At 49.9% G+C, this 25,918-nt stretch carries 21 protein-coding genes, 1 other RNA gene, 1 pseudogene and 1 other annotated feature; of the genes and pseudogenes, 18 read left to right on the top strand and 5 right to left on the bottom strand.

The genetic code is table 11. The features are described from left to right. Positions 1-137 precede the first annotated feature (137 nt). The 8 genes and pseudogenes from secD to PQI28_RS01930 all read left to right on the top strand — a co-directional run bounded on the left by secD (position 138) and on the right by PQI28_RS01930 (position 12,771). Positions 138-2,355 (top strand): annotated as a pseudogene (gene secD / locus PQI28_RS01965) (protein translocase subunit SecD). Between the two features lie 99 nt (positions 2,356-2,454). Next, positions 2,455-4,749: a single-stranded-DNA-specific exonuclease RecJ gene (gene recJ / locus PQI28_RS01960; RefSeq protein ID WP_339962402.1), complete on the top strand. Its 2,295-nt coding sequence runs from the start codon at positions 2,455-2,457 to the stop codon at positions 4,747-4,749. Between the two features lies 1 nt (position 4,750). Then, positions 4,751-5,269 (top strand): adenine phosphoribosyltransferase, encoded by a 519-nt coding sequence (locus tag PQI28_RS01955; protein WP_074035183.1) that lies wholly within the window; start codon positions 4,751-4,753, stop codon positions 5,267-5,269. Between the two features lie 189 nt (positions 5,270-5,458). Continuing rightward, a complete protein-coding gene (locus PQI28_RS01950; protein WP_074035181.1) occupies positions 5,459-7,648 on the top strand; it encodes a RelA/SpoT family protein in 2,190 nt (729 codons plus the stop codon). A 16-nt stretch (positions 7,649-7,664) separates the two neighbouring features. Then, positions 7,665-8,108: a D-aminoacyl-tRNA deacylase gene (gene dtd, locus PQI28_RS01945; protein WP_339962401.1), complete on the top strand. Its 444-nt coding sequence runs from the start codon at positions 7,665-7,667 to the stop codon at positions 8,106-8,108. Positions 8,109-8,146: 38 nt separating this feature from the next. Next, positions 8,147-8,381 (top strand) — a binding site (T-box leader). 44 nt (positions 8,382-8,425) lie between these two features. Then, positions 8,426-9,706: a histidine--tRNA ligase gene (hisS, locus tag PQI28_RS01940; RefSeq protein WP_339962639.1), complete on the top strand. Its 1,281-nt coding sequence runs from the start codon at positions 8,426-8,428 to the stop codon at positions 9,704-9,706. Then, positions 9,703-11,475, top strand: a complete 1,773-nt coding sequence (gene aspS / locus PQI28_RS01935) for an aspartate--tRNA ligase (protein WP_214695395.1) — start codon at positions 9,703-9,705, stop codon at positions 11,473-11,475. Before hisS ends, aspS begins: the two co-directional genes overlap by 4 nt. A 117-nt stretch (positions 11,476-11,592) precedes the next feature. Continuing rightward, entirely contained in the window at positions 11,593-12,771 is a 1,179-nt protein-coding gene (locus tag PQI28_RS01930; protein ID WP_339962400.1) for a hypothetical protein, read from the top strand. A 114-nt stretch (positions 12,772-12,885) separates the two neighbouring features. Here the strand turns inward: PQI28_RS01930 and PQI28_RS01925 are convergent, their stop codons facing one another. Continuing rightward, positions 12,886-13,083 carry a hypothetical protein gene (locus tag PQI28_RS01925; protein WP_339962399.1) on the bottom strand — a complete coding sequence of 66 codons (198 nt, stop codon included), beginning with the start codon at positions 13,081-13,083 and terminating at the stop codon, positions 12,886-12,888. Further along, on the bottom strand, positions 13,080-13,430 hold the full coding sequence (locus PQI28_RS01920) for an iron-sulfur cluster biosynthesis family protein (RefSeq protein WP_339962398.1): 351 nt from the start codon (positions 13,428-13,430) through the stop codon (positions 13,080-13,082). The genes PQI28_RS01925 and PQI28_RS01920 overlap by 4 nt, the downstream gene beginning before the upstream one ends. 120 nt (positions 13,431-13,550) lie before the next feature. Between PQI28_RS01920 and PQI28_RS01915 the strand changes: the two genes are divergently transcribed. Both PQI28_RS01915 and PQI28_RS01910 read left to right on the top strand, forming a co-directional pair. After that, positions 13,551-15,263, top strand: coding sequence for an ABC transporter ATP-binding protein (locus PQI28_RS01915; protein ID WP_339962397.1), 1,713 nt, complete (start codon positions 13,551-13,553; stop codon positions 15,261-15,263). A 101-nt stretch (positions 15,264-15,364) separates the two neighbouring features. Next, positions 15,365-16,405 (top strand): alcohol dehydrogenase family protein, encoded by a 1,041-nt coding sequence (locus PQI28_RS01910; protein WP_214785254.1) that lies wholly within the window; start codon positions 15,365-15,367, stop codon positions 16,403-16,405. Between the two features lie 27 nt (positions 16,406-16,432). Here the strand turns inward: PQI28_RS01910 and PQI28_RS01905 are convergent, their stop codons facing one another. After that, entirely contained in the window at positions 16,433-17,086 is a 654-nt protein-coding gene (locus tag PQI28_RS01905) for a YczE/YyaS/YitT family protein (RefSeq protein ID WP_214785253.1), read from the bottom strand. 336 nt (positions 17,087-17,422) lie between these two features. Between PQI28_RS01905 and PQI28_RS01900 the strand changes: the two genes are divergently transcribed. The 3 genes from PQI28_RS01900 to PQI28_RS01890 all read left to right on the top strand — a co-directional run bounded on the left by PQI28_RS01900 (position 17,423) and on the right by PQI28_RS01890 (position 19,761). Further along, positions 17,423-18,637: a DASH family cryptochrome gene (locus PQI28_RS01900; protein WP_214785252.1), complete on the top strand. Its 1,215-nt coding sequence runs from the start codon at positions 17,423-17,425 to the stop codon at positions 18,635-18,637. Positions 18,638-18,711: 74 nt separating this feature from the next. Then, positions 18,712-18,898, top strand: a non-coding RNA gene (gene ssrS, locus PQI28_RS01895) — 6S RNA. Positions 18,899-18,993: 95 nt separating this feature from the next. Beyond that, positions 18,994-19,761, top strand: coding sequence for a tRNA threonylcarbamoyladenosine dehydratase (locus PQI28_RS01890; protein ID WP_339962396.1), 768 nt, complete (start codon positions 18,994-18,996; stop codon positions 19,759-19,761). A gap of 12 nt (positions 19,762-19,773) precedes the next feature. Here PQI28_RS01890 and PQI28_RS01885 read toward each other — a convergent pair whose 3' ends face one another. After that, on the bottom strand, positions 19,774-21,090 hold the full coding sequence (locus tag PQI28_RS01885) for a replication-associated recombination protein A (RefSeq protein WP_339962395.1): 1,317 nt from the start codon (positions 21,088-21,090) through the stop codon (positions 19,774-19,776). A 60-nt stretch (positions 21,091-21,150) separates the two neighbouring features. Between PQI28_RS01885 and cymR the strand changes: the two genes are divergently transcribed. From cymR to PQI28_RS01865, 4 genes are read left to right on the top strand one after another with little or no spacing between them, the layout of a single operon-like run. Continuing rightward, positions 21,151-21,558: a cysteine metabolism transcriptional regulator CymR gene (gene cymR / locus PQI28_RS01880; protein ID WP_214695418.1), complete on the top strand. Its 408-nt coding sequence runs from the start codon at positions 21,151-21,153 to the stop codon at positions 21,556-21,558. Between the two features lie 18 nt (positions 21,559-21,576). After that, entirely contained in the window at positions 21,577-22,713 is a 1,137-nt protein-coding gene (locus tag PQI28_RS01875; protein WP_339962394.1) for a cysteine desulfurase family protein, read from the top strand. Beyond that, positions 22,714-23,835 (top strand): tRNA 2-thiouridine(34) synthase MnmA, encoded by a 1,122-nt coding sequence (gene mnmA / locus PQI28_RS01870; protein ID WP_214695422.1) that lies wholly within the window; start codon positions 22,714-22,716, stop codon positions 23,833-23,835. Further along, positions 23,756-24,505 (top strand): tetratricopeptide repeat protein, encoded by a 750-nt coding sequence (locus PQI28_RS01865; RefSeq protein ID WP_271305074.1) that lies wholly within the window; start codon positions 23,756-23,758, stop codon positions 24,503-24,505. Before mnmA ends, PQI28_RS01865 begins: the two co-directional genes overlap by 80 nt. 59 nt (positions 24,506-24,564) lie before the next feature. Here the strand turns inward: PQI28_RS01865 and PQI28_RS01860 are convergent, their stop codons facing one another. Further along, on the bottom strand, positions 24,565-25,113 hold the full coding sequence (locus tag PQI28_RS01860) for a VOC family protein (protein WP_224860500.1): 549 nt from the start codon (positions 25,111-25,113) through the stop codon (positions 24,565-24,567). A 115-nt stretch (positions 25,114-25,228) separates the two neighbouring features. Here PQI28_RS01860 and PQI28_RS01855 point away from each other — a divergent pair, with 115 nt between their 5' ends. Continuing rightward, the gene (locus PQI28_RS01855) at positions 25,229-25,915 is read left to right on the top strand and encodes a hypothetical protein (protein ID WP_339962393.1); all 687 of its coding nucleotides are present in this window, start codon (positions 25,229-25,231) and stop codon (positions 25,913-25,915) included. Positions 25,916-25,918 lie beyond the last annotated feature (3 nt).

Genomic DNA, 25,918 nt, shown 5'->3' with positions numbered 1-25,918 from the left:
TTATATGCAAATTAACGCTACATTTACGTGAATAGACGTTACAATTTTAGGAAAATGATTGATAAATGTTTAGAAAATTTGTAATGTTAACGAGAGAAGTTATATCAAGAACAGTGGTTTAGAAAGGAAATAGTCGTATGTACAAAAAAGGCAACATTGCGATTTTCGCGATTATCATGATTGCGACAATCCTGCTCGCTGTGTTCTCGACACCTTGGGTCGTCAAGAACACGAACCTCGGACTCGACTTAAAAGGTGGATTCGAAGTTTTGTATGAAGTACAACCTCTCGAAGACGGCGACGTCATCGACGAGTCGGCGATGAATGCAACCGTTCGCGCCATCAACAACCGAATCAACGTCCTCGGGGTTTCCGAACCGGACGTTCGAATCGAAGAGAACAATCGAATCCGTGTCCAGCTCGCTGGCGTATCGAACCAAAACGAAGCGCGCGAAGTCATCTCGTCAACGGCACAATTGACGTTCCGTGACGTGAACGACAATGTCTTGCTCGACGGGAAAGATTTGGCGCCGCGTGGTGCGGCACTCAGCTACAACCAGCAAGGACAACCAGTCGTTGAGTTGACGCTTCAATCGGCCGATCAGTTTGGCGAAGTGACGTCTGAAATCTCACAACGTCCGGCTCCTGAGAACCGTCTCGTCATCTGGCTCGATTACGAAGAAGGCGACACATACGAAGAAGAGATTCAAAAAGAAAACTCGAAAATCGTGTCGGATGCTTCGGTAAATGGTCCGATCTTATCGGATAAAGCCATCATCTCTGGTGGCGGGATTGATGCGGAGAGCGGACAACGCCTTGCCGACATCTTGAACGCAGGGGCGCTTCCGGTCAAACTCGATGAAATCTACTCGACATCGGTATCGGCTCAGTTCGGTCAAGACGCATTAGAAGAGACGGTATTTGCCGCTACAATCGGGATCATTGCCGTATTCATCTTCATGTTGTTCTTCTATCGTCTACCTGGACTCGTGTCGATCATCACGCTTGTACTGTATATTAACTTGATCATGTTGTTCTTCAATGGAATCAATGCGGTCTTGACACTCCCAGGGATTGCGGCACTCGTCCTCGGGGTCGGGATGGCGGTCGATGCGAACATCATCACGGCGGAACGAATCAAAGACGAACTCCGCTCTGGAAAATCGGTCTTATCGGCATTCCGTGCCGGTAACCGTCGTTCCCTCAGTACGATCATTGATGCCAACTTGACGACGCTCATCTCGGCTGCGGTCTTGTTCTACTTTGGACAAAGCTCGGTCAAAGGGTTCGCCGTTATGCTCATGATCTCAATCGGGATGACGTTCATCTCGAACGTATTCATCTCACGTTATTTGATGCACCTCCTTGTCTCAAGTCGTCTGTTCGACAAACGTAAAGGATGGTTTGGTGTGAAGGAGAGTGAAATCCGTGAACTTTAAGCTTACTGAATGGAATTACGTCAAACATATGCGCACGATGTTCTTGGTTTCGACAGCAATCGTCGTTCTCGGAATCGGTCTCTTGTTCTTCCGAGGATTGAACCTTGGAATCGACTTCGCCTCAGGAACACGTGTCGAGATATTAACGGAAGAACGTGTCTCTCAAGAAGAGTTCACACAAGCGTTCAATGACGCAGGGATTGACCAAGAAATTTCGAGCGTCCAGTATGCAGATGAAGGACGTTTGGCATATGTCACGTTCGTCGGACAATTGGGACAAGAAGAAGTCGCGAGCGTCAAGACGGCGTTCACGGAGCAGTTCGGCAACGACCCGAACATCAGCACCGTGTCGGCTCAGGTCGGTCGTGACTTGGCGAAAAACGCCTTGTATGCGGTAGCCGTTGCATCGATCGGGATCATCCTGTATATCACAGTCCGTTTCCAATTCTCATACGCACTTGCAACTGTTATTGCGATGTTGCACGATGCCTTCTTCATGATCGTCGCATTTTCACTCTTTGATATTGAGGTCAACTTGTACTTCATCGCAGCGATCCTGACGATTATCGGTTATTCCGTCAACGATACGATTGTTACGTTCGACCGGGTCCGCGAGAATATCACATCGTATGAGAAAGAACGAAAAATCAAGTCGATGGACGTCTATGAGTCGATCATCAACAAGTCGATTCAAGAGACAATCGTTCGGTCCGTGAATACGGTCATCACAGTACTCGTTACAGCCATAGCCTTGTATGCGTTTGGTGCAGAATCAATTCAAAGCTTCTCGCTCGCGCTCATCGTTGGACTCCTCATGGGGATGTATTCTTCGATCTTCATTGCATCGTATTTGTGGCTCCTTATTAAACGCACGACCATCAACAAGAAAAAAGATACGCCGGTCACAGAGGCGTAACGAGTGGGTCTCCCTTCAAGCGGGAGACCTTTTTAAATGTCAAGACGGCACATCTTTCACGTGGTCTGCTATAATCTACAATTGATTGGAGTGAAGGACATGTACCATTCGAAGAAACAGTGGCTCTATCCGAAAACGAACCCGGACGACGTCACACGTTTACAAAACGAATTAAATATATCAGCACAACTTGCGACGTTGCTCGTTCAGCGTGGACATCAGGATGTAGAAGCGGCCAAGGCATTTTTGTATGCCGAGGAAGAACTCGTCTTTCATGACCCGTATTTGTTTGAACAGATGGAAAAAGTCGTATCCCGGATCAAGCAGGCGGCGGACGAGGGTGAGATGGTGCTCATCTATGGCGACTATGATGTCGATGGTGTCAGTGCCTCTTCGGTCATGTGGCACGCTTTGACCGAGGTTGGTGTCATGGCCGAGTGCTATATCCCAAACCGTTTCACGGAAGGATATGGACCGAACAAGGAAGCGTTCCAATGGGCTGCGAACGAAGGATTCACCTTGGTCATCACGGTGGACTGTGGGATCTCGGGGATCGAAGAAGCAACACTGTTAAAAGACCTTGGTGTCGATTTGATCATCACGGACCATCACGAGCCGAAAGAGACATTGCCGGATGCGTATGCCATCATCCACCCGCACATCGACCCGAGATATCCATACGATAAACTCGCCGGTGCGGGGGTCGCCCTCAAAGTGGCACATGCCGTTTTAGGAAGAATGCCAGAGGAACTCCTTGATTTGGCAGTACTCGGAACGATCGCCGACCTCGTCCCACTCGACGGTGAGAACCGATTGCTCGCAAAAAAAGGAATCGCGGCACTCGAAACTTCGAAACGACCAGGTATTTTAGCATTACGTGAAGTGTGTGGTCTTGGTGATAGCGTGTTAAACGAAGAATCGGTCGGTTTCGCCTTCGGGCCACGGATCAATGCGGCGGGCCGTCTCGATTCGGCGATGCCGGCGCTTCAAATGCTCCTTGCCGAACACGTTGAAGAAGCGCTCGAACTTGCGAAACAACTCGACAAGCAAAATAAAGAACGTCAAGACATCGTCAAAACGATTACGGCTGAAGCGAAAGAACTCGTCGAAGCATCGATGACCGAGGACCGTGTGCTCGTCGTCGCGAGTGAGAAGTGGAACCCGGGTGTCGTCGGGATTGTCGCCTCTCGTCTCGTCGAGGCGTACTATCGTCCGGTCATTCTCCTTTGCCACGACCCGGAGACGGGCAAGGCGAAAGGTTCGGGTCGCTCGATTGACGGGTTTGACTTATTTAAAGAACTCTCGAAAAATGAAGACATCTTGCCGCACTTCGGGGGGCATCCGGCCGCAGCGGGGATGACGCTTCAGTCCGAGAATGTCGCCGAACTGCGCGAACGACTGAATCGCCAAGCAGAAGGGATTCCAGATGACGTATTCGTGCCGCGGGTCAACGTCGATTTGAAGCTGACGGTCAATGACGTCTCGCTCGATTTGATTTCAGAGATTGCGAAACTGGCACCGTTCGGGATGGGCAACCCGTCTCCCCGCGTCGTCGTCGCAGATGCGAAACTGCGCGACATTCGTCAAATCGGACGTGATGCGACACACTTGAAAGTACAGCTCGCCGGAGACAAGCGTGAACTCGACGGCATCGGCTTCGGTTTCGGACATGTCGTCTCGGAAATCTCACAGATGGCTCACATCTCGGTGATGGGCAGTCTTCAAGTGAATGAATGGAACGGGATGCGAAAGCCTCAACTCATGATTCAAGACTTACGCGTCGATGACTTCCAAGTGTTTGACTATCGCGGCAAGAAAAAATCGGTACAAGAGTTGAAGGACTTACCGAAAGAACATACGTCGTTCTTATCGTTCCAGGGAACAACGGAAGACTACCCGCTCCATGAAGGAGATGAGCCGCTCAATCGTTTCGTCGTCCTGCTCGATCTGCCTGACGATGAAGATGTCCTCGCAGAAAAGCTTCATGAAGGCGTCGAGCGGATTTATTGCGCGTTCGGTCAAGGGGACTCGTTCTTTGAACGGCTTCCTTCGCGTGAGGATTTCCGAACGTATTACGTACACATGGCGACATGCGAACGGAAAAATCTACGTGAAAACCTGATTCGTCTGTCAAAAGAGCGAAAATGGTCAAAAAATACGATTCAATTTATGCATCAAGTATTCTCTGAACTCGAATTTCTTGTTACAATGGAAGACGGACTGCCTGGAGTCAATCCAGAAGCACCGAAACGCGATTTGACCGAGGCGCCGTGCTATCAAAGCCGGATTGGGCGCCAACAACTCGAAGAGCGTTTCGTATACGCGTCATTGGCGGAGCTCAAAGAGCGGTTACAATCGTTGCGATCGAACAAGATGCAGGAGGCATACACATAAAATGGATTTCAAACATCATATTAAAGAAGTAGCGGATTACCCGAAGGAAGGAATCAGCTTCAAAGACATCACGTCACTCATGCAAAATGGCGAAGTCTACAAGAAATCGGTAGATGAGCTCGTCGCTTATGCACGTGAACGTGGAGCAGAGTTGATTGCTGGACCGGAAGCGCGCGGATTTGTCGTCGGTTGCCCGGCAGCCTATGCACTTGAACTCGGGTTCGTACCTGTACGTAAAGAAGGAAAGTTACCACGTGAGACTGTACGTGTATCATACGGTCTCGAGTACGGAACAGACATCTTAACGATGCACAAAGATTCAATCCAACCTGGACAACAAGTAGTCATCCTCGACGACTTGCTCGCAACAGGTGGTACAATTGAAGCGACAATCAAAATGATTGAACAACTCGGTGGAGTTGTGGCAGGAATCGGGTTCTTGATTGAACTCGACGGACTCGGTGGACGTGAGCGTCTTGAAGGATATGACGTCTTCTCACTCATCCGATACGAAGACTAATGTTTAAACGGGAAGCATATGCTTCCCGTTTTTGAATAGTTTTTGAGGAAAATAACCTACAACCTTTGACAGGTCGTCAGATTTTTTCGATAATGGTTATAAAAATTAGAGAATCTTGTATATAAACTACTACCATGCTGCGACGAATCTGAGTCGATAGGAGCGGTAAGAAAAAGGGTGTCGAATGTTATGACCAAAAAACAAATCGTAAGTATTGAGGATCTTCTCGACGCGCTCGGGGAGTATATGGGTGACGACGATATAGCCGAAGTGAAACGCGCTTACGAATACGCAAAACTTCATCATACCGGTCAGTTCCGACGTTCGGGCGAGCCCTATATCCTCCATCCGGTCCAAGTGGCCGGTATTCTCGTTGATATCGGCTTAGATGCCACGACGATTATCGGAGCGCTTTTACATGATGTTGTCGAAGATACGGACATTTCGTTACAGCAATTGACGGACGATTTCGGTCCGGACGTGGCCATGCTCGTCGATGGCGTCACGAAACTTGGGAAGATTAAATACAAGTCGAAAAAAGAAGAACTCGCCGAGAACCATCGGAAGATGATTATCGCGATGGCGGAAGACGTGCGCGTCATCTTGATCAAACTCGCGGACCGTCTTCACAACATGCGGACACTTCAGCATATGCCTAAAGAAAAGCAAGTGCAAAAGGCCGAAGAAACGCTTGAAATCTTTGCCCCGCTCGCACACCGGATGGGGATTTCGACGATCAAGTGGGAGCTCGAGGATATTTCGTTACGTTATATCAACCCGCAGCAATACTACAAGATCGTCTCGATGATGAAACAGAAGCGGACGGAACGAGAAGCGCTCGTCACTTCTGTCATCACGGAAGTGAACGGGGTTCTTGAAGAAGTGCATATTGATGCCGACGTGAACGGTCGACCGAAACATATCTATTCCATCTACAACAAGATGGTGAAGCATAAAAAAGAATTCAATGAAATTTATGATTTGATGGCGGTCCGCATTATCGTCGACTCGATCCGCGATTGTTATGCGGTACTTGGGATCATCCACACGCAATACAAGCCGATGCCAGGACGCTTCAAAGATTATATCGCCATGCCGAAGCCGAACATGTACCAGTCGCTCCATACGACCGTGATCGGTCCGAAAGGTGAGCCGCTCGAAGTCCAGATTCGGACGAAAGACATGCATTTCATCGCCGAGTTCGGGATTGCGGCACACTGGGCGTATAAAGAAGGGAAGAACGTCTCGACGAACGGGTTCGATGAGAAGATTGCGCACCTTCGTGAGATTCTTGAGCTTCAAAAAGATACGACCGATGCCGAGGAATTCATGGAGTCGCTTAAAGTCGACTTCTTTAGTGATATGCTCTACGTCTTCACACCAAAAGGGGACGTATTCGAATTGCCGAAAGGCTCTGTCCCGATCGACTACGCCTACCGGATCCATACGGAGATCGGCCATCGGATGACAGGTGCGAAAGTGAACGGTCGGATGGTCCCGCTCGACTACAAACTCGAGACGGGTGACATCATTGAAATCATCACGTCGAAGCACAGTTATGGACCGAGTAAGGACTGGTTGAAACTCGCGGTTTCGAGTCAGGCCAAGAACAAGATTCGTCAATGGTTCAAACGTCAACAGCGTGAAGAGAACGTCGAGAAAGGGAAAGATCTCGTCGAGGCAGAAATCAAGAAGCTTGGTTTTGAACCGAAAGAAGTGATCGATGAGCCGGCACTCAGTATCGTCGTCGAGAAGTTCAACTTCGGGAACGAGGAAGAGATGTATGCCGCTGTCGGTTACCAAGGCATCACGGCCGCTCAAGTCGCACATAAATTGACGGAGAAGCAGCGGAAAGAGCCGAAACTCGAACTTTCTGAAGCAATCAGCGAACTAAAAGTCAGTCAGGCACCGAAGAAGAAAACGACGGAAGCGGGCGTAACGGTCAAAGGAATCGACAATATGCTCGTCCGTATGAGCCGTTGCTGTAACCCGGTCCCGGGAGATGAAATCGTCGGATATATCACCCGTGGACGCGGGGTCTCGATTCACCGGAAAGACTGCTTGAACATCGTCAACGAGCAACATCCGGAGCGTCTTCTTGACGTCGAATGGGAAGTCGGACAGGCGAAAGAGAAGAACTATAACGTCGATATCGAAATCACGGGATATGATCGTTCAGGTCTCTTGAACGACGTCCTACAAGCAGTATCGGCGACGAATACGAATATCGTGGCCGTCAGCGGTCGGGGCGACCAAAACAAACAAGCCCGCATCTCGATGACGATCTCGATTCCGAACGTGAATCACTTGCAGAAAGTCGTCGAGCGCATCAAACAAATCTCAGACGTGTATTCGGTCAGCCGAGTCATGATGACGTGACGAAAGGAAGAGGAACGTGCGTGTATTATTGCAACGAGTGAAAGAAGCATCGGTCACAGTCGAGGAAGAAGTCGTCGGGGCAATCAACGCCGGATACTTGCTTCTCGTCGGTGTGACACATGAAGATACTGAAGAAGAAGTGAACTGGCTCGCCGATAAGGTGACCGGACTTCGCGTCTTCGAGGACAATCAAGAAAAGATGAACTTATCGATTCAAGATGTGTCCGGTCAAATCTTGTCGGTCTCGCAATTCACATTGTATGGAGATACGATGAAAGGACGGCGACCTGCTTTTACAAAGGCCGCAAAACCGGACATGGCCGAGACGCTCTATGAAAAATTCAATGAGCGACTCCGGTCAAACGGGCTCGTCGTCGAGACGGGACGCTTCGGTGCGATGATGGACGTCGCACTCGTCAATGACGGTCCGGTCACACTCATGCTCGAAAAAAACGCTTGACAGATGCCGGCTTGATTCGGCATCATGAAGCATATAGTCAAACACCTATGATAAAGAAGAGTACGGTCAACCCACCAGCAAAGAGAGCGATGCCTTGGCTGAAAGCATCGACTGGATGATGACCCGAACGACACTTTGGAGGTGCTCCCTTGAAAACGAGTAGGGGGAGCCGTCTCATCGGGCGTTAACCGATTTCGAGTGGCAGAGTTTCAAGTAATGGCTCTGCAACGAGGGTGGTACCACGGGAAACTTACACAGGCTCTCGTCCCTTTGCGGACGAGGGCCTTTTTGTATTTTTTAAGGAGGGAAATGTGATGATGAAAGCACCACGCGGTACACAAGACCTGCTTCCGGGCACGGTCGAGACGTGGCAATATGTCGAGGAAAAACTTCGCGACATGAGCGCCCGTTACAACTATAAAGAGATCCGCACACCAATCTTTGAAACAACGAACCTGTTCACACGCAGTGTCGGGGAAACGACGGACATCGTACAAAAAGAGATGTTCACGCTCGTGAAGAAAGGGAAAGACGAGTACACACTTCGCCCAGAAGGAACGGCATCTGTCGTCCGTGCGTTCGTGACGAACAAACTGTTCGGAAATCCGGACCAACCGACGAAGCTCTACTACATGGGACCGATGTTCCGCTATGAGCGTCCTCAAAAAGGCCGCTTCCGTCAGCTTCACCAATACGGTGTCGAAGTGATCGGCAGTAGCGACCCTGCCGTTGACGCTGAAGTCATCAGCCTCGCCTACTCGATCTACAAGTCGTTTGGGCTTCAGAAAATCAAAGTCGTCGTCAACTCGCTTGGGGACGCGGAAAGCCGCAACGCCCACCGCGATGCGCTCATCCGTCACTTCGAGCCGGTGGCAGACGAACTTTGCCAAGACTGCCAGTCACGTCTTTACAAGAACCCGCTTCGCATCTTGGATTGTAAGGTTGACCGCGATCACCCATCGATGAAGACGGCACCGTCGATCCTTGAATATTTGAACGAAGAGTCAAAAGCTTATTTCGACCAAGTGCTCGCGCAACTCGACGCACTCGGCGTTGCTTATGAAGTCGACCCGACGCTCGTTCGTGGACTCGATTACTATACGCACACGGCGTTTGAAATCATGTCCGAGGCAGAAGGATTTGGAGCCATCACGACACTTTGTGGCGGCGGACGTTATAACGGTCTCGTACAAGATATCGGTGGACCGGACATGCCGGGAATCGGGTTTGGGATCGGATTGGAACGCCTCATCCTCGCATTGGAGAATGAAGGAGTCTTACCTGAACTCGAGACAGGCCTTGATGTCTTTATCGTCGCCCAAGGCGAGAAAGAAGTCGAATTGACGGCGACACGCCTCTTGCAACTCCTCCGCATGGAAGGGTTCAAGGCTGACCGTGATTATCAAGGACGCAAGTTCAAAGGACAATTCAAACAGGCGGACCGCCTGAAAGCCAAGTTCACAGTCATCTTAGGGGATGATGAAGTCGAACGTGGGGCAGCCGCCTTGAAAGATATGACGACTGGTGAACAAGTCGACGTGCCACTCTCGGCCGTCGCAGACAAAATTCGTGAACTATCGGAAGGAGCAGGACAATGATCGGACGCACACATATGAACGGCCGCGTGACAGAGTCACTCATCGGCCAAGAAGTACAATTAAAAGGATGGGTACAAAAACGTCGTGACCTCGGAGGACTCATCTTCATCGATCTTCGTGACCGCACAGGGATCGTCCAAGTCGTCGTACGCCCGGAAAACGAAGCAGTCCACCAACTCGCGGAAACGATTCGTAGCGAGTATGTCCTCGACGTGAAAGGAACGGTTCTCGAGCGTGAGAACAAAAACCCGAACATGCCGACAGGAAACATCGAAGTCATCGCGTCTGAGATCAACATCTTGAACGCGGCGAAGATGACACCAATCCCGATCGGTGATGAAGCGGAAAACGTCTCAGAAGACCTTCGCCTCAAATACCGTTACCTCGACCTTCGTCGTCCAGCGCTTCAAGAGACGTTCCGTCTCCGCTCGAAGACGTCGAACACGATTCGTAACTTCTTGACGGAGCAAGAGTTCCTCGAAGTCGAAACGCCAATTTTGACGAAGTCGACACCAGAAGGTGCACGTGACTATCTCGTACCGAGCCGTGTCCACGGTGGTGAGTTCTACGCACTCCCGCAATCACCACAGCTCTTCAAACAGTTGCTCATGGTCGCAGGATTTGACCGTTACTTCCAAATCGCACGCTGCTTCCGTGACGAAGACCTTCGTGCAGACCGTCAGCCTGAGTTCACGCAAGTCGACATCGAGACGAGCTTCATGGACATCGAAGACTTGATGGCGATGATGGAATCAATGATGGGTGAAGTCATGGAGTCATCACTCGGTCGCACGGATACACCAGCGAAGTTCGAGCGTATGACATACGCGGAAGCGATGCGTCGTTTCGGTTCAGATAAACCGGACACACGTTTTGGCCTCGAACTCATCGACGTAGCTGACGCCGTGAAAGGTGCGGGCTTCAAAGTATTCGACGCAGCACTCGAATCAAACGGACAAGTCAAAGCGATCAATGTCAAAGGTGAGGCGGACAACTTCTCACGTAAAGACATCGACAAGCTTCAAGAGTTCACAGCGGTCTACGGTGCGAAAGGTCTCGCATGGCTCAAAGTGACAGCGGAAGGCTTGAACGGTCCGATTGCGAAGTTCTTCGACGAAACGTACGCACAGAAGTTGATCGAAGCGACGAATGCAGAAGCAGGAGACCTTCTCCTCTTCGTCGCATCGAAACCAACTGTCGTCGCAGACAGCCTTGGCGCACTCCGCGTCAAACTCGGACACGACCTCGGTCTCATCGACGAGTCGAAGTTCAACTTCCTATGGGTGACGGACTTCCCACTCGTGACGTTTGAAGAAGAAGACGGTCGTTTCTATGCGAACCACCACCCGTTCACGATGCCAAACCGTGAAGACCTTCACCTTCTCGAGACAGACCCGGCAAGCGTACGCGCCATCGCCTATGACCTCGTCTTGAACGGTTACGAGCTCGGTGGCGGTTCACAGCGTATTTACGAGCGTGACATCCAGGAGCGCATGTTCAAATTGCTCGGCTTCACGCAAGAAGAAGCAGTTGAACAGTTCGGCTTCTTACTCGAAGCGTTCGAATACGGTACACCACCACACGCGGGAATCGCACTTGGTCTCGACCGTCTCGTCATGATTCTTGCGGGTCGTTCGAACCTTCGCGACACGATTGCCTTCCCGAAAACGGCTTCGGCAAGCGACTTGCTCACGCAAGCACCGAGCCCGGTCGCGGACGCGCAACTTGAAGAGTTGTCGATTCGTACGGCAGTAAAAGAGAAAAAATAATACGCTTAAACAGGATTCGTCGTTCTCGGCGAATCCTTTTTTATATTTTTCTGACAACTTTGTATAAGGTTATGATACGATTATGGAATAAAATGTATTTTGAAAGTAGGGGAAATGTTGAAGCGAATTAATACGTTGGCATTAGGGGTATGTCTAGGGGTTGCAACGATGTTATCCGGGTGTACGGATGACACAAAAGCTGCACCAGAAGTGGAAGAGGTTGTTCAAAAGAAGGAGTCGACGACAGAATCGAAACCGGATGCACCAGCAACATCCGAACCGGAGGAAACGTCGGAACCAGCCATCCGTTTACAAAGTGCGGGAGAGAGCGAATCGATTGGGGAAGTGGAATCGTATGACTTATCTCAATTCTTTGCAGATCAAGTACCGATGATCGCACCAGAGCACATCACAGGAAACCGGATCGTCTATACGGAGTTGATTGAAGAAAGCAGCAGTCAAATAAATGTATACGATACGGAGCGTAATACAAACGATCTTATTCATACGTCCTCAAAAACGATTGGGAATCTTGTCGGGATTCAAGATGAAGTGTTTTGGGTTGAATATGCACAGGCTGAAGGGTATGCATATGAATGGTCGATTTTTACGATGTCGTTGGACGAACAAAAACCTGAACAAATAGCGGAAGGGACTAGTCGATTTGAGACGCCCGTTCCTTATGTAACAGCTTCCGATGATACCGTCACATGGGTCGATTATGAGGCGTCGGCATCGGATACGAAGACGACGGTCATGCAGTTCTCGCCGATGTCGGATTCGATTCAAACGATTGAGGCATTCACGCTACAAGAAGAGGGAAAGCGTGACGGAGAATATATCTTTGATTATCGCTCGGGTGAGGAAGGATTAATCCTACATAAAAGTGTCTTCAACGAAGGTGACCTGACGAGTAGATTAGTCACGACCGATGGTTCATTTGATGAAGAAGGTGGGGCATTGATTGATTTCGAACGAGGAAGCAAGTTCGTCTCCCTTGGCAAAGAAGGAAGAGTCGAATTTATATCCGCAACTCCGTCCCCCGTAAAATACGTGTATAACGGCTCGCAGAAAAACATTACGTTCGATGCGTTTCGCTATGTGCGTGACGATTATATATTGTTCCGCGAAGGGATGAATCGATTGCTTATCGCGGATTTAAGAGAAGAGACCGTTTCGTATTTACCAAATGACGGTGGAACGGTATCCAAGCCAGTCTTTAAAGATGGAAAATTAGCGTATGCTGAATTAGATGGTGAGGGATTGGTTCGTTTCTACGTCATTGATGTGAAGTAAAACGATAAATATCATCGGTAGTACGGTTTTATGAAGGGAGGAGGTTCGCAAATGCGAACCCTTTTCTTTTGAATATAAAAAAGGAAGATTCGTCTCTAAAAGACGATATCTCCTTTAATTCTTTTCCTCATCGCGTTGCATATATTTCGCTGTTCGCTGCAACGCAAAACCAAACGCAAACAGCGAGGCGATGACTGCGGACATCATATAGACTGAATCGATGAACGCTAAATAAATTCCAAGTAGGCCAAGCCCGAAACTCGCGAAAAAGAGAATAAGGAGTCTCGGATGTTGTTTCAGCGTCTGTTTCATCGGCTTGGGACGTTCAACTGACAACCTGTGCCGTCCGTGACGAGAAGGTTCGAATTGAATACTTGTCCGTCACTTTTCAAGACGAGCGTACGACGGTCTTCGAGGAAATCGATTTTCATCTGTTCATCTAAAAATACTTTCGTCCAGTTTTTGATTAAGATCGGGCCGAGGTTTGAGTCGATCTCGACGTCTTCTGAAGTCTTCTCCGTGACATATCGAATCTCAAAGATCCCGCTGTTTCCACAGCCGCAACCTTCCGTTTCGTAAAAGAGGTGCATCTGTCCTTCACGTTCGCCTTTCAATGACTCGATTCGTTCGAGCGCACGTTCTGTAATGTGTACATGCATGTGTATCACTCCTTATTTCTATTATACGCTGATTGAAAAAAGAATGAAAAAAGGATGCATCCTGTTTTCCACCTTTCGGAAAAAAGCGTACACTTAGAGTGTTGAGAAGGGGGAAAGAGAATGATTTCACGTTTTTTTAGTTATTATCGACCACATAAAAAGCTATTTATCCTCGATTTTTCATTCGCAATTCTCGTCGGATTGCTTGAACTCGGGTTTCCGCTCGCCGTTCAATGGTTCATCGACGACTTGTTGCCGGGTGGGGAATGGAACTGGATCATTATCGTCAGCATCGGTCTGTTGATTTTATACATATTGGCCATGATGATGCAGTATGTCGTCAACTATTGGGGGCATAAGCTCGGGATCAACATCGAGACGGACATGCGGGAAGAGTTATTCACACATATCCATAAACAGTCGTTCCGATTCTTTGATAATCATAAGACCGGACATTTGATGAGCCGGGTGACGAACGACTTGTTCGACATCGGGGAAGTGGCGCACCACGGGCCGGAAGACTTCTTTATCGCCATCATGACGTTACTCGGTGCGTTCGGGATCATGTTCTCGATCGACCCGGAACTCGCACTCGTCACCGTTGTCGCGGTACCGTTCCTGATCATCATGATCACGTATGCGAATAAGAATATGAACAAGGCGTGGCAAAAGATGTACACGAACATCGGGGAAGTAAACGCACGTGTCGAGGACAGTGTGTCCGGGGCACGTGTCGTCCAGTCGTTTACGAACGAGGCATTCGAGATCGGACGTTTCCAAAAAGACAACAACTTCTATCGCGGCTCGAAGATTGAAGCATATCGCGTCATGAGTACATCGCTCGCCGGAATTTACATCACGACGCGTCTGATGACATTGCTCGTCCTCGTCTACGGGGCGTACTTAACGTACGAGGGTCAGTTATCATACGGACAGCTCGTCGGGTTCATCTTGTACATGAACTTACTTATCAAGCCGATTGAGAAGATCACGGCGCTTCTCGAGATGTATCCGAAAGGGATGGCAGGGTTCAAACGATTCACGCAGTTGCTCGATGAGGAGCCAGACATCGAGAATCGTGCGAATGCGATTGAAGTCGAGACGTTGAAAGGCGATATCGTCTTTGACGACGTCTCGTTTGGCTACTCGAACTACCGTCAAGTGTTAACGGATATTGACTTGTCGATCAAGGCAGGGACGACCGTCGCATTAGTTGGGACGAGCGGAGCGGGGAAAACGACCATCTGTTCACTCATCCCTCGCTTTTATGATGTGACGAATGGTGCCATCTCGATTGACGGCATGGATATCCGCGACATGACGAAAGAGAGTTTACGTCGTCAAATCGGAATCGTGCAACAGGACGTCTTCTTGTTTGCCGGTACGCTACGTGAGAATATCGCTTACGGGAAGCTTGATGCGACCGATGCGGACATCATGCACGCGGTCGAGAAATCGCATCTCGGGACGCTCGTCGAGGAGCTCGAGCACGGCCTCGACACACAAATCGGGGAACGGGGACTGAAGCTCTCGGGTGGTCAGAAACAACGGATCGCCATTGCGCGCATGTTCTTGAAAAATCCGCCGATTTTGATTTTGGATGAGGCGACCTCGGCGCTCGACACGGAAACGGAGGCAATCATTCAAGATTCACTCAATGAATTGGCGGCGAATCGAACGACGCTCATCATCGCCCACCGTTTAGCGACAGTAAAAAATGCCGATCGGATTCTTGTCGTGACGGCGGAAGGAATCGTAGAAGATGGAACGCATGAAGAGCTTAGCCAAAAAGGCGGTGTCTTCACGAACCTATTACAACGTCAACAACTGTAAACGGAAGGTCACCTCTCTAAAAGGTGGCCTTTCTGGCGTGATATAGGTGGTTCGTGGGTAAATACATATGGATGAACGAAAGAGAAGGAGGAAGATTCACCATGAAAGCTGTACAAGTCGTAGGATACGGTGATGTCGATCAACTCCAAGTGGTCGATATCCCAAAACCGACACCAAAAACTGGAGAAGTGCTGATTAAGGTACGCGCCTGTGCCATTAACAATACAGAAATATGGATGCGAGAAGGGGCGTATGGAACTGGCGAGAAGTCAGGGTGGCGCCCGGAAGGCGTCCAGTTCCCACGCATTCCCGGTTCAGACATCACAGGTGAAGTCGTCGAGCTCGGGGATGGGGTCGATCAAGCTTGGATGGGACGACACGTCGTCTTGTTCCCATTCACCTCGAGCGGTCCTGAACGAAAAGAACATTTGTCGGACGATATGTCCTTTATCGGGTCGGAATATGACGGAGGTTACGCAGAATACGTAGCCTGGCCGGCTGACCTTTGTTTTGATATGCCACTTGATGATTTTGTCCAGAGTGCGGTCTTTTCCGTGAGTGGACTCACGGCATGGCATATGAACGAGCAGTTACACATCCGTACCGGTGAAACGATTGTCGTCACGGGTGCGAGCGGTGGCGTCGGTTCGCTCAACGTTCAAATTGCCGCGAACGTTTTTGGTGCGAAAGTGTTCGCCATCGTTGGTGATTTGAAGAATGAGAGAGAGTTAAAGGCGTTTGGGGCGACGGAAGTCTTTTCTTATCGTTCTGAGACGCTTGCGGAAGACATCATCGTTGCGAACGGTGGTCCGGTCGATGCCGTGCTTGACGTTGTCGGAGATGCGTTGTTTGGTGTGTCTCTTCAAGTATTGAAGAAGGGCGGGAAGTTCTGTATATCCGGTTCTGCTGGCGGACAGACGACCCATCTCGACTTCCGGACACTCTACTTGAAGCATATCGCCATGTACGGGTCTGTGCTCGGGACACGCTATGAATTCGCAGAAATGTTGCGGTCGATTGCAGAAGGGAAGCTGAAACCGGTCATTGATCGGACGTTCCCGCTCGAAGAGGCGCGTGAGGCACAAACGTATTTCAAACAATCCGGTAAGTTCGGAAAGATTGTCTTGATTCCGAACACATAAAAGAGAGGGGGGTGATCCCTCTCTTTTTCATGCAAATTTGACTTTCAAGCGATCGACGTAGGCGATGAACAGACGGAAGCGTTCCAACCAGAACTGGAAGAACGGACCGATGAGGAAGATGGATAGGACGGTACCGAAGAAGAGCGGTCCCCCGAGCGCCCAACCGATGAGACAGGCGATCAGCTCCATCCAGGTCCGCATGGAACGGACAGACGTGTTAAACCGGTCTGCTAAGGCGAGTGTCAATCCATCGCGTGGACCGGCTCCATATCCGACGGCGACGTACAAGCCGGCTCCCATTCCCATCACGAATATCCCGAACGTGAGCCAAACGACGTTTACAAATAATCCATCGAATGTCGGGAGCCATTGCTCGTTCAAAATCAGGTTCATAAATACCCCGACAAACACCGCGTTGACGAGCGTGCCGAATTGAGGACGGATTCGGTCGAGTATGTATTTGAATAGGACGAGTAGAAGTCCCACGCATAAAATCACCGTTCCGATTGAAATCGGAAGGTGGTGGGCAATCCCGATATGCAGGACGTCCCATGTAGAGACACCAAGATCTGCCGTGATCATGATAGATGACCCGAGTGCGAGCAAGAACAGCCCGGTCATGAAAAGACCCCATTTGAAGAGAATACGTAAAAAGTGGATGGATCGGACTTGCACGAACATCGCCTCGTTTCCATGAAATGATTGATTTATCTTAGCACACTCGGTTTGAAAACATGAAAAAAACGCCTCAGCTTGTTGGCTGAGACGCTGGATTCATTTCTTCGGTGATTTCTTTGCTTTGTTCTTTTTATAGTAATCGTAGACGAACGGTGCGACCGCCGTCGCGATTTTAATCAATGTTCCCATTTTGCCTCTTTTAGCCATTATGTTGCACCCCTTTCTCTTCTAAAAGAATATATTCCACACAAATTGATTTTAAAAACATATCTCTAGCACATTCTATTCTTATGGACTGCATATAAACCCATCATACTAAGGAGTGGAGGAGGTCTATTCATGAAAACAATCATTTGGTATCAAAACGATTTACGTGTCGATGATCATTTACCCCTCGAGGAAGCATTGCGTCATGATGATCCGATTGAAGGTCATTACTTTATCAGTCCAAAACAGCTCGCTGAAAATCGTTATGGCGTCATTCCGCTCGGGAGCGAACGACTCCATTTCCTGAAGGAGTCGTTGGAGGATGTGGCCGGTTCATTGGATGCGCTCGGAATCCCATTTTTTGTTCATGTCGGTCATCCGCTCGAAACGCTCGACCCGACCGACCGTCTCTTGTTTCAACGGGCCATCGGGTACAATGAGCGCCGGCGTGAAGAAGAGGTGATGAAAAAGTGGAAAGGGGAGTACGAGGCGTTCGATGGATTCACGTTATTTGAAGAGGATGACATCCCGTTTGAAAAAATGCCGTTTCTTTTCACAGAGTTTAGAAAAGCGGTCGAATATGATGTCCGTCCTCGTGAACTAATTTCCCGAAAGGCGACTGCTGCTACACGCGAGGTGACGTTCCCGTTTCCGCTTCAAAAAGTCGAGCAAGACCCAAGGACGGCATTTCCGTTTAAAGGTGGCGAACTGGCTGCGAAGCGTCGGTTGAATGACTATTTGTCCGTACCGATTCGAACATATAAAGAGACGAGGAATGGGTTTGGAGTCGATGACTCGACGAAGTTGTCTGCGTATTTAGCGAACGGGTCATTATCGCCACGACGGGTGTTCTTTGAACTTGAAGCGCATGAACGAACGCATGGGGTGAACGAATCGACCTATTGGCTCTACTTTGAACTCTTGTGGCGTGAATTTTTCCAATGGGTTGCGCTCGAACAAGGGAAGAAATTGTTTCGGGCACAAGGTATCCGGTCGAAGCGAAAAGACTGGCGCGTCGAGGCGGATGTCATTGAAAAGTGGCGACGGGGAGAGACGGGCGTCGATTTCGTCGATGCGTTCATGCGTGAATTGAATGCGACGGGCTGGATGTCCAATCGGGGACGGCAAATCGTGGCCAATTATTTTGCCAAAGAGTTAAAGCAGGACTGGCGCTACGGGGCTGCCTACTTTGAATCGAAACTGATTGATTATGATGTCGCGAGCAATTGGGGGAATTGGGCGTACCAGGCGGGTGTCGGAAACGACTCACGTGACCGACGTTTCAACATCGATCGTCAGCAGTTCACGTATGATCCAGATCGTGCGTTTCGTAACAAATGGTTGTGACCAAACTGTCACGAGAAGTCGGTGTTTCTCATTGACTTCTTTTTACAGAAGCGCTATAGTTAAATCAACAGATGGGATACCTGAGGTGTACGAGAGCCGCCTTCGTTATTTTGAGCCAACACTTTGAATACGGGAGACCGAACTGCTAACCAGATCAACTGCCTCATCACGTGCAGGAGGACTTGTGAAGGAAACGCTAGGTCACCCACCTGCATACGCAGGTTCAAAAGCAGGGCATCGTCACGGCACTCCGGGCCCCATCGATTTTTTTGTAAATACGTCGCGAGACGTCTTTTTTTTGATTATAATTCCGAGTAAAATAGTATGAGAAAATAGAATTAGTTGGAGGAAGAAATATGTTACACCAGTTTTCACGAAATGAATTGGCCATCGGCTCAGAAGGCCTTGATGCTTTAAAGAATAAAACGGTCGCGATCTTAGGGATCGGTGGCGTCGGCTCGTTTGCGGCAGAGGCACTTGCGCGCAGTGGCGTCGGGCGCATCGTCCTCGTCGACAAGGATGACATCGACATCACGAACGTCAACCGTCAAATCCATGCATTATTGTCGACAGTCGGTCAACCGAAAGTCGAAGCGATGGGGAAACGTCTCCTCGACATCAACCCGGACCTCGACCTCGTCCAATTGAAAATGTTCTATACAGAAGAGACATATGAGGAGTTCTTCGCTCAAAATATCGATTATGTCATCGATGCCTCAGATACGATCATCTATAAGATCCATTTAATCGTAGAATGTAAGCGTCGCGGCATCCCGGTCATCTCGAGCATGGGGATGGCAAACAAGATGGACCCGACACGCATCAAAGTCGTCGACATTAAAGACACGTCATACGACCCGATCGCGAAGATGGTCCGTACCCGTCTACGTAAAGAAAAAATCTACAAAGGTGTTCCGGTCGTCTTCTCGGATGAGTCACCGATCGTGACACGCGAAGACGTGAATGAAGTCGTCGGGAAGAAAGACGCTCCGATCCGCAAAGCGAAGATGCCACCGAGTTCGAACGCGTTCGTCCCATCGGTTGCAGGACTTGTGGCTGCCGGTTACGTCATTAACGATTTGCTCGAAAAAGCGGGCGTCGACATCAACCGCATCCAAAAATAAAACGACGCTGGCTCATTTCGAGTCGCGTCGTTTTTCCCAATAATCGAGCCGTTTTTGAACTTGTTGCTCGAATCCGCGTGGCGTCGGTTTATAGTAGGTTGGTCGTTTTCGGGCCAAGTTTTCTGGCCAGTAGTTTTGAGGAACGAACCCATCTTTTTCATCGTGTGGGTATTTGTATCCGACCCCGTTTCCGAGTTCGCGAGCCCCTGGACTATGAGCGTCACGGAGATGTACGGGTACAGGTCCACCCTCGACTGTACGGACGTGATGGAGTGCCTTGTCGATGGCGGTGATGACCGCATTTGATTTTGGTGCGGTCGCCAAATAAAGAACGGCTTCGGCAATCGGAATCCGGGCTTCAGGGAAACCGATGTATTCGCTCGCTCGAGCCGCCGCATCCACGATGAGTAGTGCGTTCGGATCGCTCATTCCGATATCTTCGGCGGCATGGACGTAAAGGCGACGCATGATGAAGCGCGGCGATTCGCCAGCCTCGATCATGACGGCTAACCAGTATAGCGCCGCATCGGGGTCCGACCCACGAATCGATTTGATAAACGCCGAGATGACGTCGTAATGTCGGTCACCCGTCTTATCATATTTGATCGACTTCTGTTGAATCGACTCTTCCGCGACCTCGAGTGTGATGTGAATTTGTCCATCCACTTCTGGCGTTGTCAAGACGGCGAGTTCGAGTGCGTTCAATAGGACACGGTAGTCACCATCTGCCATTTTGATATAATGGTCAGCGGCAGCTTCATCCATCTTCACCGGGTAATTTCCAAGCCCGCGTGAGTCGTGTAGTGCACGCTCGAGGACGATCCGTAACTCTTCGGCACCTGGTGGCTCAAGCCGAAACACGGTCGCCCGTGACAAGAGGGCGGCGTTCACTTCAAAGCTTGGGTTTTCAGTCGTCGCTCCGATGAGGACGAGTTTTCCGGACTCAAGGGCAGGGAGGAGTGCATCCTGCTGAAGCTTGTTGAATCGATGGATCTCATCTAAAAAGAGAATCGTGCGCTCGTCCTCATAATCAAACCGGGACTCCGCTTCACGAATGACGTTCCGCAATTCATCAAGTTTGGCTGTGACGGCGTTCAATTGGACAAATGTCGCTTTCGTGTAATTCGAAATGACACGGGCGAGTGTCGTCTTCCCGGTGCCAGGCGGACCGTATAGGATAATCGTGCCGAGTCGGTCGGCTTCGATGGCACGGCGAAGTAGCTTGCCCTCACCGATGATATGGCGCTGTCCGATGACGTCATCTAACGTTTCGGGGCGCATGCGGTTGGCGAGCGGTCCGCCATTCGATTGATGAAACAAATCAGGCATACGTAACCATTCCTTTCGACAAACGTTTGTTCGATTAGTATAACAGAAGGAGACTTGAAGATGAAAATATCTACAAAAGGCCGTTATGGCTTAACGATCATGATTGCGTTGGCACGAGAGACAGACAACAAGCCGCTCAGCTTAAAGAAGATTGCGGCACGCCATGAGTTGCCGGAGCATTATTTGGAGCAATTAATCGGTCCACTCCGTAATGGGGGACTCGTCAAGAGCGTACGCGGCGCGTACGGTGGCTATCAGCTCGTCAAACCGGCAGAAGAAGTGACGGCGGGTGAAATCATTCGCTTGCTCGAAGGACCGTTAGCCGTTGTAGAGGAATCTGAAGCAGATGATGCGGTGAAACGGAAGCTTTGGGATAAAATCAAAGAAGCCATCGATACCGTCCTTGACGAAACGACACTCGCCGATCTTGCCGAGGAAGAGTCAGACGGCTATATGTTTTATATTTAAGAACGAGGTGACCCTTACATGAACTATTTTGATCACGCTGCGACGACGCCGATGCGACCAGAAGTCCTCGAGGCGATGACCCCTTACTTTTTAGAGACATACGGCAACGCGTCGAGCATTCACGGGATTGGACGTAACGCCCGAGCGGCGCTCGACTCGTCACGTCGCGTCCTCGCGAAATGGATTGGTGCGTCACCGAACGAGATCGTCTTTACGTCGGGTGGGACGGAGTCAGATAACTATGCCTTGTTCGGTGCGGCATATGCCCATCAGGAAAAAGGTAAACACATCATCACGACAAAAGTCGAGCATCATGCTGTTCTTCATGCGATGGAACAGCTCGAACGCGAGGGCTTCGACGTCACCTATCTCGATGTCGATGCGTCGGGAGCCGTCACTGTCGACGCCGTGCGTTCAGCCTTACGGGATGACACGATACTCGTATCGGTCATGTACGGAAATAACGAAGTCGGGACACGCCAACCGATTCAAGAAATCGGTGAGTTGTTACGAGATCATCACGCCATTTTTCATACCGATGCGGTACAAGCCCTCGGGACAGAACTGATTGATGTGAAGGCGATTCATGTCGATTTATTGTCGGCGTCCGCACATAAAGTGAATGGACCAAAAGGTATCGGTTTTCTTTTCATGAAAACAGGTGTAAAATTAGCGTCACGTTCTTTTGGTGGACAACAAGAACGTAAACGTCGAGCCGGCACGGAAAATGTTCCGGGTGCCGTCGGATTCCAAAAAGCAGCTGAACTCGTCATGGCAGAGCGTGAGGACCGAGTGGCTCTCTATGAGTCGCTCGATCTGGCACTACGTCAGCGCCTTGACGAACTAGGCGTATCTTATGAGGTGAACGGATCAAATCGTTTACCTCACATCGTGAACCTATACCTTCCTGGAATTGACCTTGAACCCTTCCTCATCATGATGGATATGCGGGGCATGGCGATTTCAAGCGGAAGTGCCTGCACGGCAGGGTCGGTCGAACCGTCCCATGTATTGTCGGCGATGTACGGGGATTTAGAGCGGACACGTCAGTCTGTTCGAATCAGTTTTGGCCACGGCAACTCGGTCGAGGACGCGAAACGGCTCGCGGAGCGACTACAAGAAGTCGTCTCGACATTTATGAACGGAGTGAGATAGATGAATTTACGCACGAAAGCCCCTGAAGAGACGACGGTCGTCGTCGGGATGTCAGGTGGCGTCGATTCATCGGTGACGGCCCATGTATTGAAAGAACAAGGGTATAACGTCATCGGGATTTTTATGAAAAACTGGGACGACACGGACGAGAACGGTGTGTGTACGGCGACAGAGGACTATGAAGACGTCATCGCCGTCGCGAACCAAATCGGGATCCCATATTATGCGGTCAACTTTGAAAAAGAATATTGGGACCGTGTCTTTGAGTATTTCTTGGCAGAATATCGTCTCGGTCGTACACCGAATCCGGACGTCATGTGTAACAAAGAAATCAAATTCAAAGCGTTCCTGGACCATGCACTTCGACTCGGTGCAGACTTTGTCGCAACCGGTCATTATGCACAAGTGGAATACGTCGACGGCGAACACCGCTTGTTGCGTGGGAAAGACGACAACAAAGACCAAACGTATTTCTTGAACCAATTGTCTCAAGACCAACTCGCGCGGACGATGTTCCCGATTGGTCATATGGACAAGAAAGATGTGCGTGTCATTGCTGAAGAAGCAGGACTCGCGACAGCGAAGAAAAAAGATTCGACCGGAATCTGCTTTATCGGTGAGCGGAACTTCAAAGAGTTCTTGTCGGAATACCTTCCGTCACAGCCAGGTGAAATGCGGACGCTCGATGGTGTCGTCAAAGGACGTCATGACGGGTTGATGTATTATACACTCGGACAGCGTCACGGTCTCGGAATCGGTGGCGATGGGGACCCTTGGTTCGTTGTCGGGAAAGATGTCGAGAACAACGTCTTGTTCGTCGGACAAGGCTTCCATCACGACGCGCTCTATTCAGATGCGCTTCTCGCTTCGAAACTTTCGTGGACAGGGGCTGCTCCTACAGGAGAATTCCGGGCGACGGCGAAGTTCCGCTATCGTCAACAAGACGTGCCGGTCACGGTCGCTCCACTTGAGGGCGGCGAAGTACTCGTCAAGTTCGATGAGCCACAACGTGCCATCACTCCTGGACAAGCGGTCGTCTTCTATGACGGCGACATCTGTCTCGGTGGGGCAACGATTGACGAAGCGTACCGAAACGGAAAACGACTCGACTATATCGGATGAGGTGATTGATATGAACGCAAACGAACAAGGCATCCAAGCGATGCAGCAAGGTGAATTCGAACAGGCAGCCAAACATTTCAATGAGGCGATTGAAGCGAACCCGACAGACCCGACTGGTTTCGTCAACATGGGGACGTTGCTTCAGGCGATCAACGATTACGATCGTGCCGTCATCTTCTATGACAAAGCGATTGAACTCGATGGTTCGTTCGGTGCCGCGCATTATGCGAAAGGTGCCCTTGCCTATGAACTCGAGCAATTGGAGACGGCAGAAGCGTCGCTTCGCCAAGCGCTCCTCTCGGGGATGGATGATGCCGATCTTCATTTCATGCTCGGCTTGACGTACAAAGCGATGGGTGACTTCGTTCGTGCGATGCCGCGCCTGCGTGAAGCGAAGAAACAATCGCCGGAAGACGTGGAAATCACGTTCCAATACGGACTTGCACTCGCACAAAGTGAACAGCTTGAAGAAGCGGTCGTCGCGTTAGAAGAGACGCTCGACCTCGATGCGAGCCATACGGATGCCCGTTACAACTTGGCAATCGCGTATGCGTTCTTGGGTGACCAGGAACGGACGTATGCCGAACTTCAACGCGTCCTTGAGATGCAACCAGACCACGAACTTGCACGTGATGCCATCGCGAAGATGGACGCACTGCTTGGGAACTGATCTCTTGAATAGGAAAGTGCCATCGTAATGGAGCGATGGCACTTTTTTCGTTAACGCGATTAGAGTTGTTTCGTCGTGATTTTGACGGGTTCCCCGGCGAAGTCGCCGTATGCCTCGTCCATATTTTTCGTATACAGTTCGATGATGTTGTGGCTCGGATCTTTAAAGTACGCCGAGCGTTCTTTCCCATTCTTTGTCTCATCCTCGTCCCATGTCCGTAGTTTTACAGGCACATCGGTCTCATCTAGGATCTCGAGTGCCTTTTCAAACGACTCCATCGGAACGAAGAACGCACAGTGGACATGGACCCCACCTTCATCATAGAGCGTGTCCCACTCGGTCACGTCCTGTTTTCGGTTCGCATCCTCTTCTTCTGTAAAGTTACGTTTTAGCCAAAGTCCTAGCCGCGTATTCCCTCCGATGTAGAGCCACGTTGCCCAAGGCTCGTTCGCTTGTTCTTGCGATTCACTTGGCTCGGCATCGTCTCCGACCCATTGTTCGACGACGGGGAGACCTAATTTCTCAGACCAAAACGAAACGGCTTCTTCCATATCTGTCACTTCTAATACAAGTTCACATAATCCGCTGACTGGAATTCGTTTACCCATATATGACTCCTCCTTCACTATGTCATTCGAACAGTTCCCGCTTTCTTCAAATCAAAAACGCGACTAGCTGTCTTGAAGTGAGGGAATGACACTTTATAGAAGGAGGTCGAATCGTTTGCGAAAATATAGCATGGTCAGTGTCATTTTATTTTTTATTATTGAGTATGTGTGGTTCACGCAATTATTTGAAACGGTGAACCAGCGACTTGCGGATGGGAAGTGGACGAACACGATTTTATATCAAGTGGTCGTCGAACCGCAGGGACTTTTAACGCTATTGTTCATTCTATTCGTGGCGCTCCTCATTGTCGGATGGATTGTTCATTATGTGTACGCGGAACAGAAGTCCTGGCAACTCACGTCTGAACATGTCGGGGTCGGATGGTTCGTTCCGTTGATTCTTGCGATTTTAGGCTTGGTGATTCCGAACGTATACGTTCAGGTCGGGATGTTGCTCCTACAATTGACGTTCATCCCGCTCATCCCATTCATCGGACAGACCGTCCCGTTCTGGAAAGTCGTGACGAATTGGTTGATTCAATTGGGGGTCATCGGTCTTGTCTTATTTGGTGCTCGGGGGATGTTGGAGGATTCGATTCGAATCGAGAAGACAGAACTCTTCACGAGACTCGAGGCGTACGAGGCGTCGGGTGATTTAGACCGAATCCAGCGGTTGATTGAAGAAGTGGACCTCGAACAAGTCGAGCGTATCTTGGACAGGGTCGACTTTGAACAACTCATTCGCATTTTGGAAGTCGTCGACCTCGACCGAATCGAGCAAATCTTGAGTCTGTTCGACTAGGTC

It is taken from the genome of Exiguobacterium sp. USCH10, assembly GCF_037619445.1.
GTDB classification, from domain to species: domain Bacteria; phylum Bacillota; class Bacilli; order Exiguobacteriales; family Exiguobacteriaceae; genus Exiguobacterium; species Exiguobacterium aestuarii_A.
The sequence above is the reverse complement of the archived record's forward strand: the minus strand, read 5'-3'. Positions and strand labels throughout refer to the sequence as shown.

What these genes read in the sequence shown, in the direction of transcription:
- cymR (WP_214695418.1), top strand. Translation starts at nt 21,151, where the DNA reads ATGAAAATATCTACAAAAGGCCGTTATGGCTTAACGATCATGATTGCG.
- PQI28_RS01920 (WP_339962398.1), bottom strand. Translation starts at nt 13,430, where the DNA reads ATGCATGTACACATTACAGAACGTGCGCTCGAACGAATCGAGTCATTG.
- hisS (WP_339962639.1), top strand. Translation starts at nt 8,426, where the DNA reads ATGAAAGCACCACGCGGTACACAAGACCTGCTTCCGGGCACGGTCGAG.
- PQI28_RS01925 (WP_339962399.1), bottom strand. Translation starts at nt 13,083, where the DNA reads ATGAAACAGACGCTGAAACAACATCCGAGACTCCTTATTCTCTTTTTC.
- PQI28_RS01905 (WP_214785253.1), bottom strand. Translation starts at nt 17,086, where the DNA reads ATGTTCGTGCAAGTCCGATCCATCCACTTTTTACGTATTCTCTTCAAA.
- PQI28_RS01915 (WP_339962397.1), top strand. Translation starts at nt 13,551, where the DNA reads ATGATTTCACGTTTTTTTAGTTATTATCGACCACATAAAAAGCTATTT.
- PQI28_RS01900 (WP_214785252.1), top strand. Translation starts at nt 17,423, where the DNA reads ATGAAAACAATCATTTGGTATCAAAACGATTTACGTGTCGATGATCAT.
- aspS (WP_214695395.1), top strand. Translation starts at nt 9,703, where the DNA reads ATGATCGGACGCACACATATGAACGGCCGCGTGACAGAGTCACTCATC.
- PQI28_RS01875 (WP_339962394.1), top strand. Translation starts at nt 21,577, where the DNA reads ATGAACTATTTTGATCACGCTGCGACGACGCCGATGCGACCAGAAGTC.
- PQI28_RS01955 (WP_074035183.1), top strand. Translation starts at nt 4,751, where the DNA reads ATGGATTTCAAACATCATATTAAAGAAGTAGCGGATTACCCGAAGGAA.
- mnmA (WP_214695422.1), top strand. Translation starts at nt 22,714, where the DNA reads ATGAATTTACGCACGAAAGCCCCTGAAGAGACGACGGTCGTCGTCGGG.
- PQI28_RS01860 (WP_224860500.1), bottom strand. Translation starts at nt 25,113, where the DNA reads ATGGGTAAACGAATTCCAGTCAGCGGATTATGTGAACTTGTATTAGAA.
- PQI28_RS01885 (WP_339962395.1), bottom strand. Translation starts at nt 21,090, where the DNA reads ATGCCTGATTTGTTTCATCAATCGAATGGCGGACCGCTCGCCAACCGC.
- PQI28_RS01865 (WP_271305074.1), top strand. Translation starts at nt 23,756, where the DNA reads ATGACGGCGACATCTGTCTCGGTGGGGCAACGATTGACGAAGCGTACC.
- recJ (WP_339962402.1), top strand. Translation starts at nt 2,455, where the DNA reads ATGTACCATTCGAAGAAACAGTGGCTCTATCCGAAAACGAACCCGGAC.
- PQI28_RS01950 (WP_074035181.1), top strand. Translation starts at nt 5,459, where the DNA reads ATGACCAAAAAACAAATCGTAAGTATTGAGGATCTTCTCGACGCGCTC.
- PQI28_RS01910 (WP_214785254.1), top strand. Translation starts at nt 15,365, where the DNA reads ATGAAAGCTGTACAAGTCGTAGGATACGGTGATGTCGATCAACTCCAA.
- PQI28_RS01890 (WP_339962396.1), top strand. Translation starts at nt 18,994, where the DNA reads ATGTTACACCAGTTTTCACGAAATGAATTGGCCATCGGCTCAGAAGGC.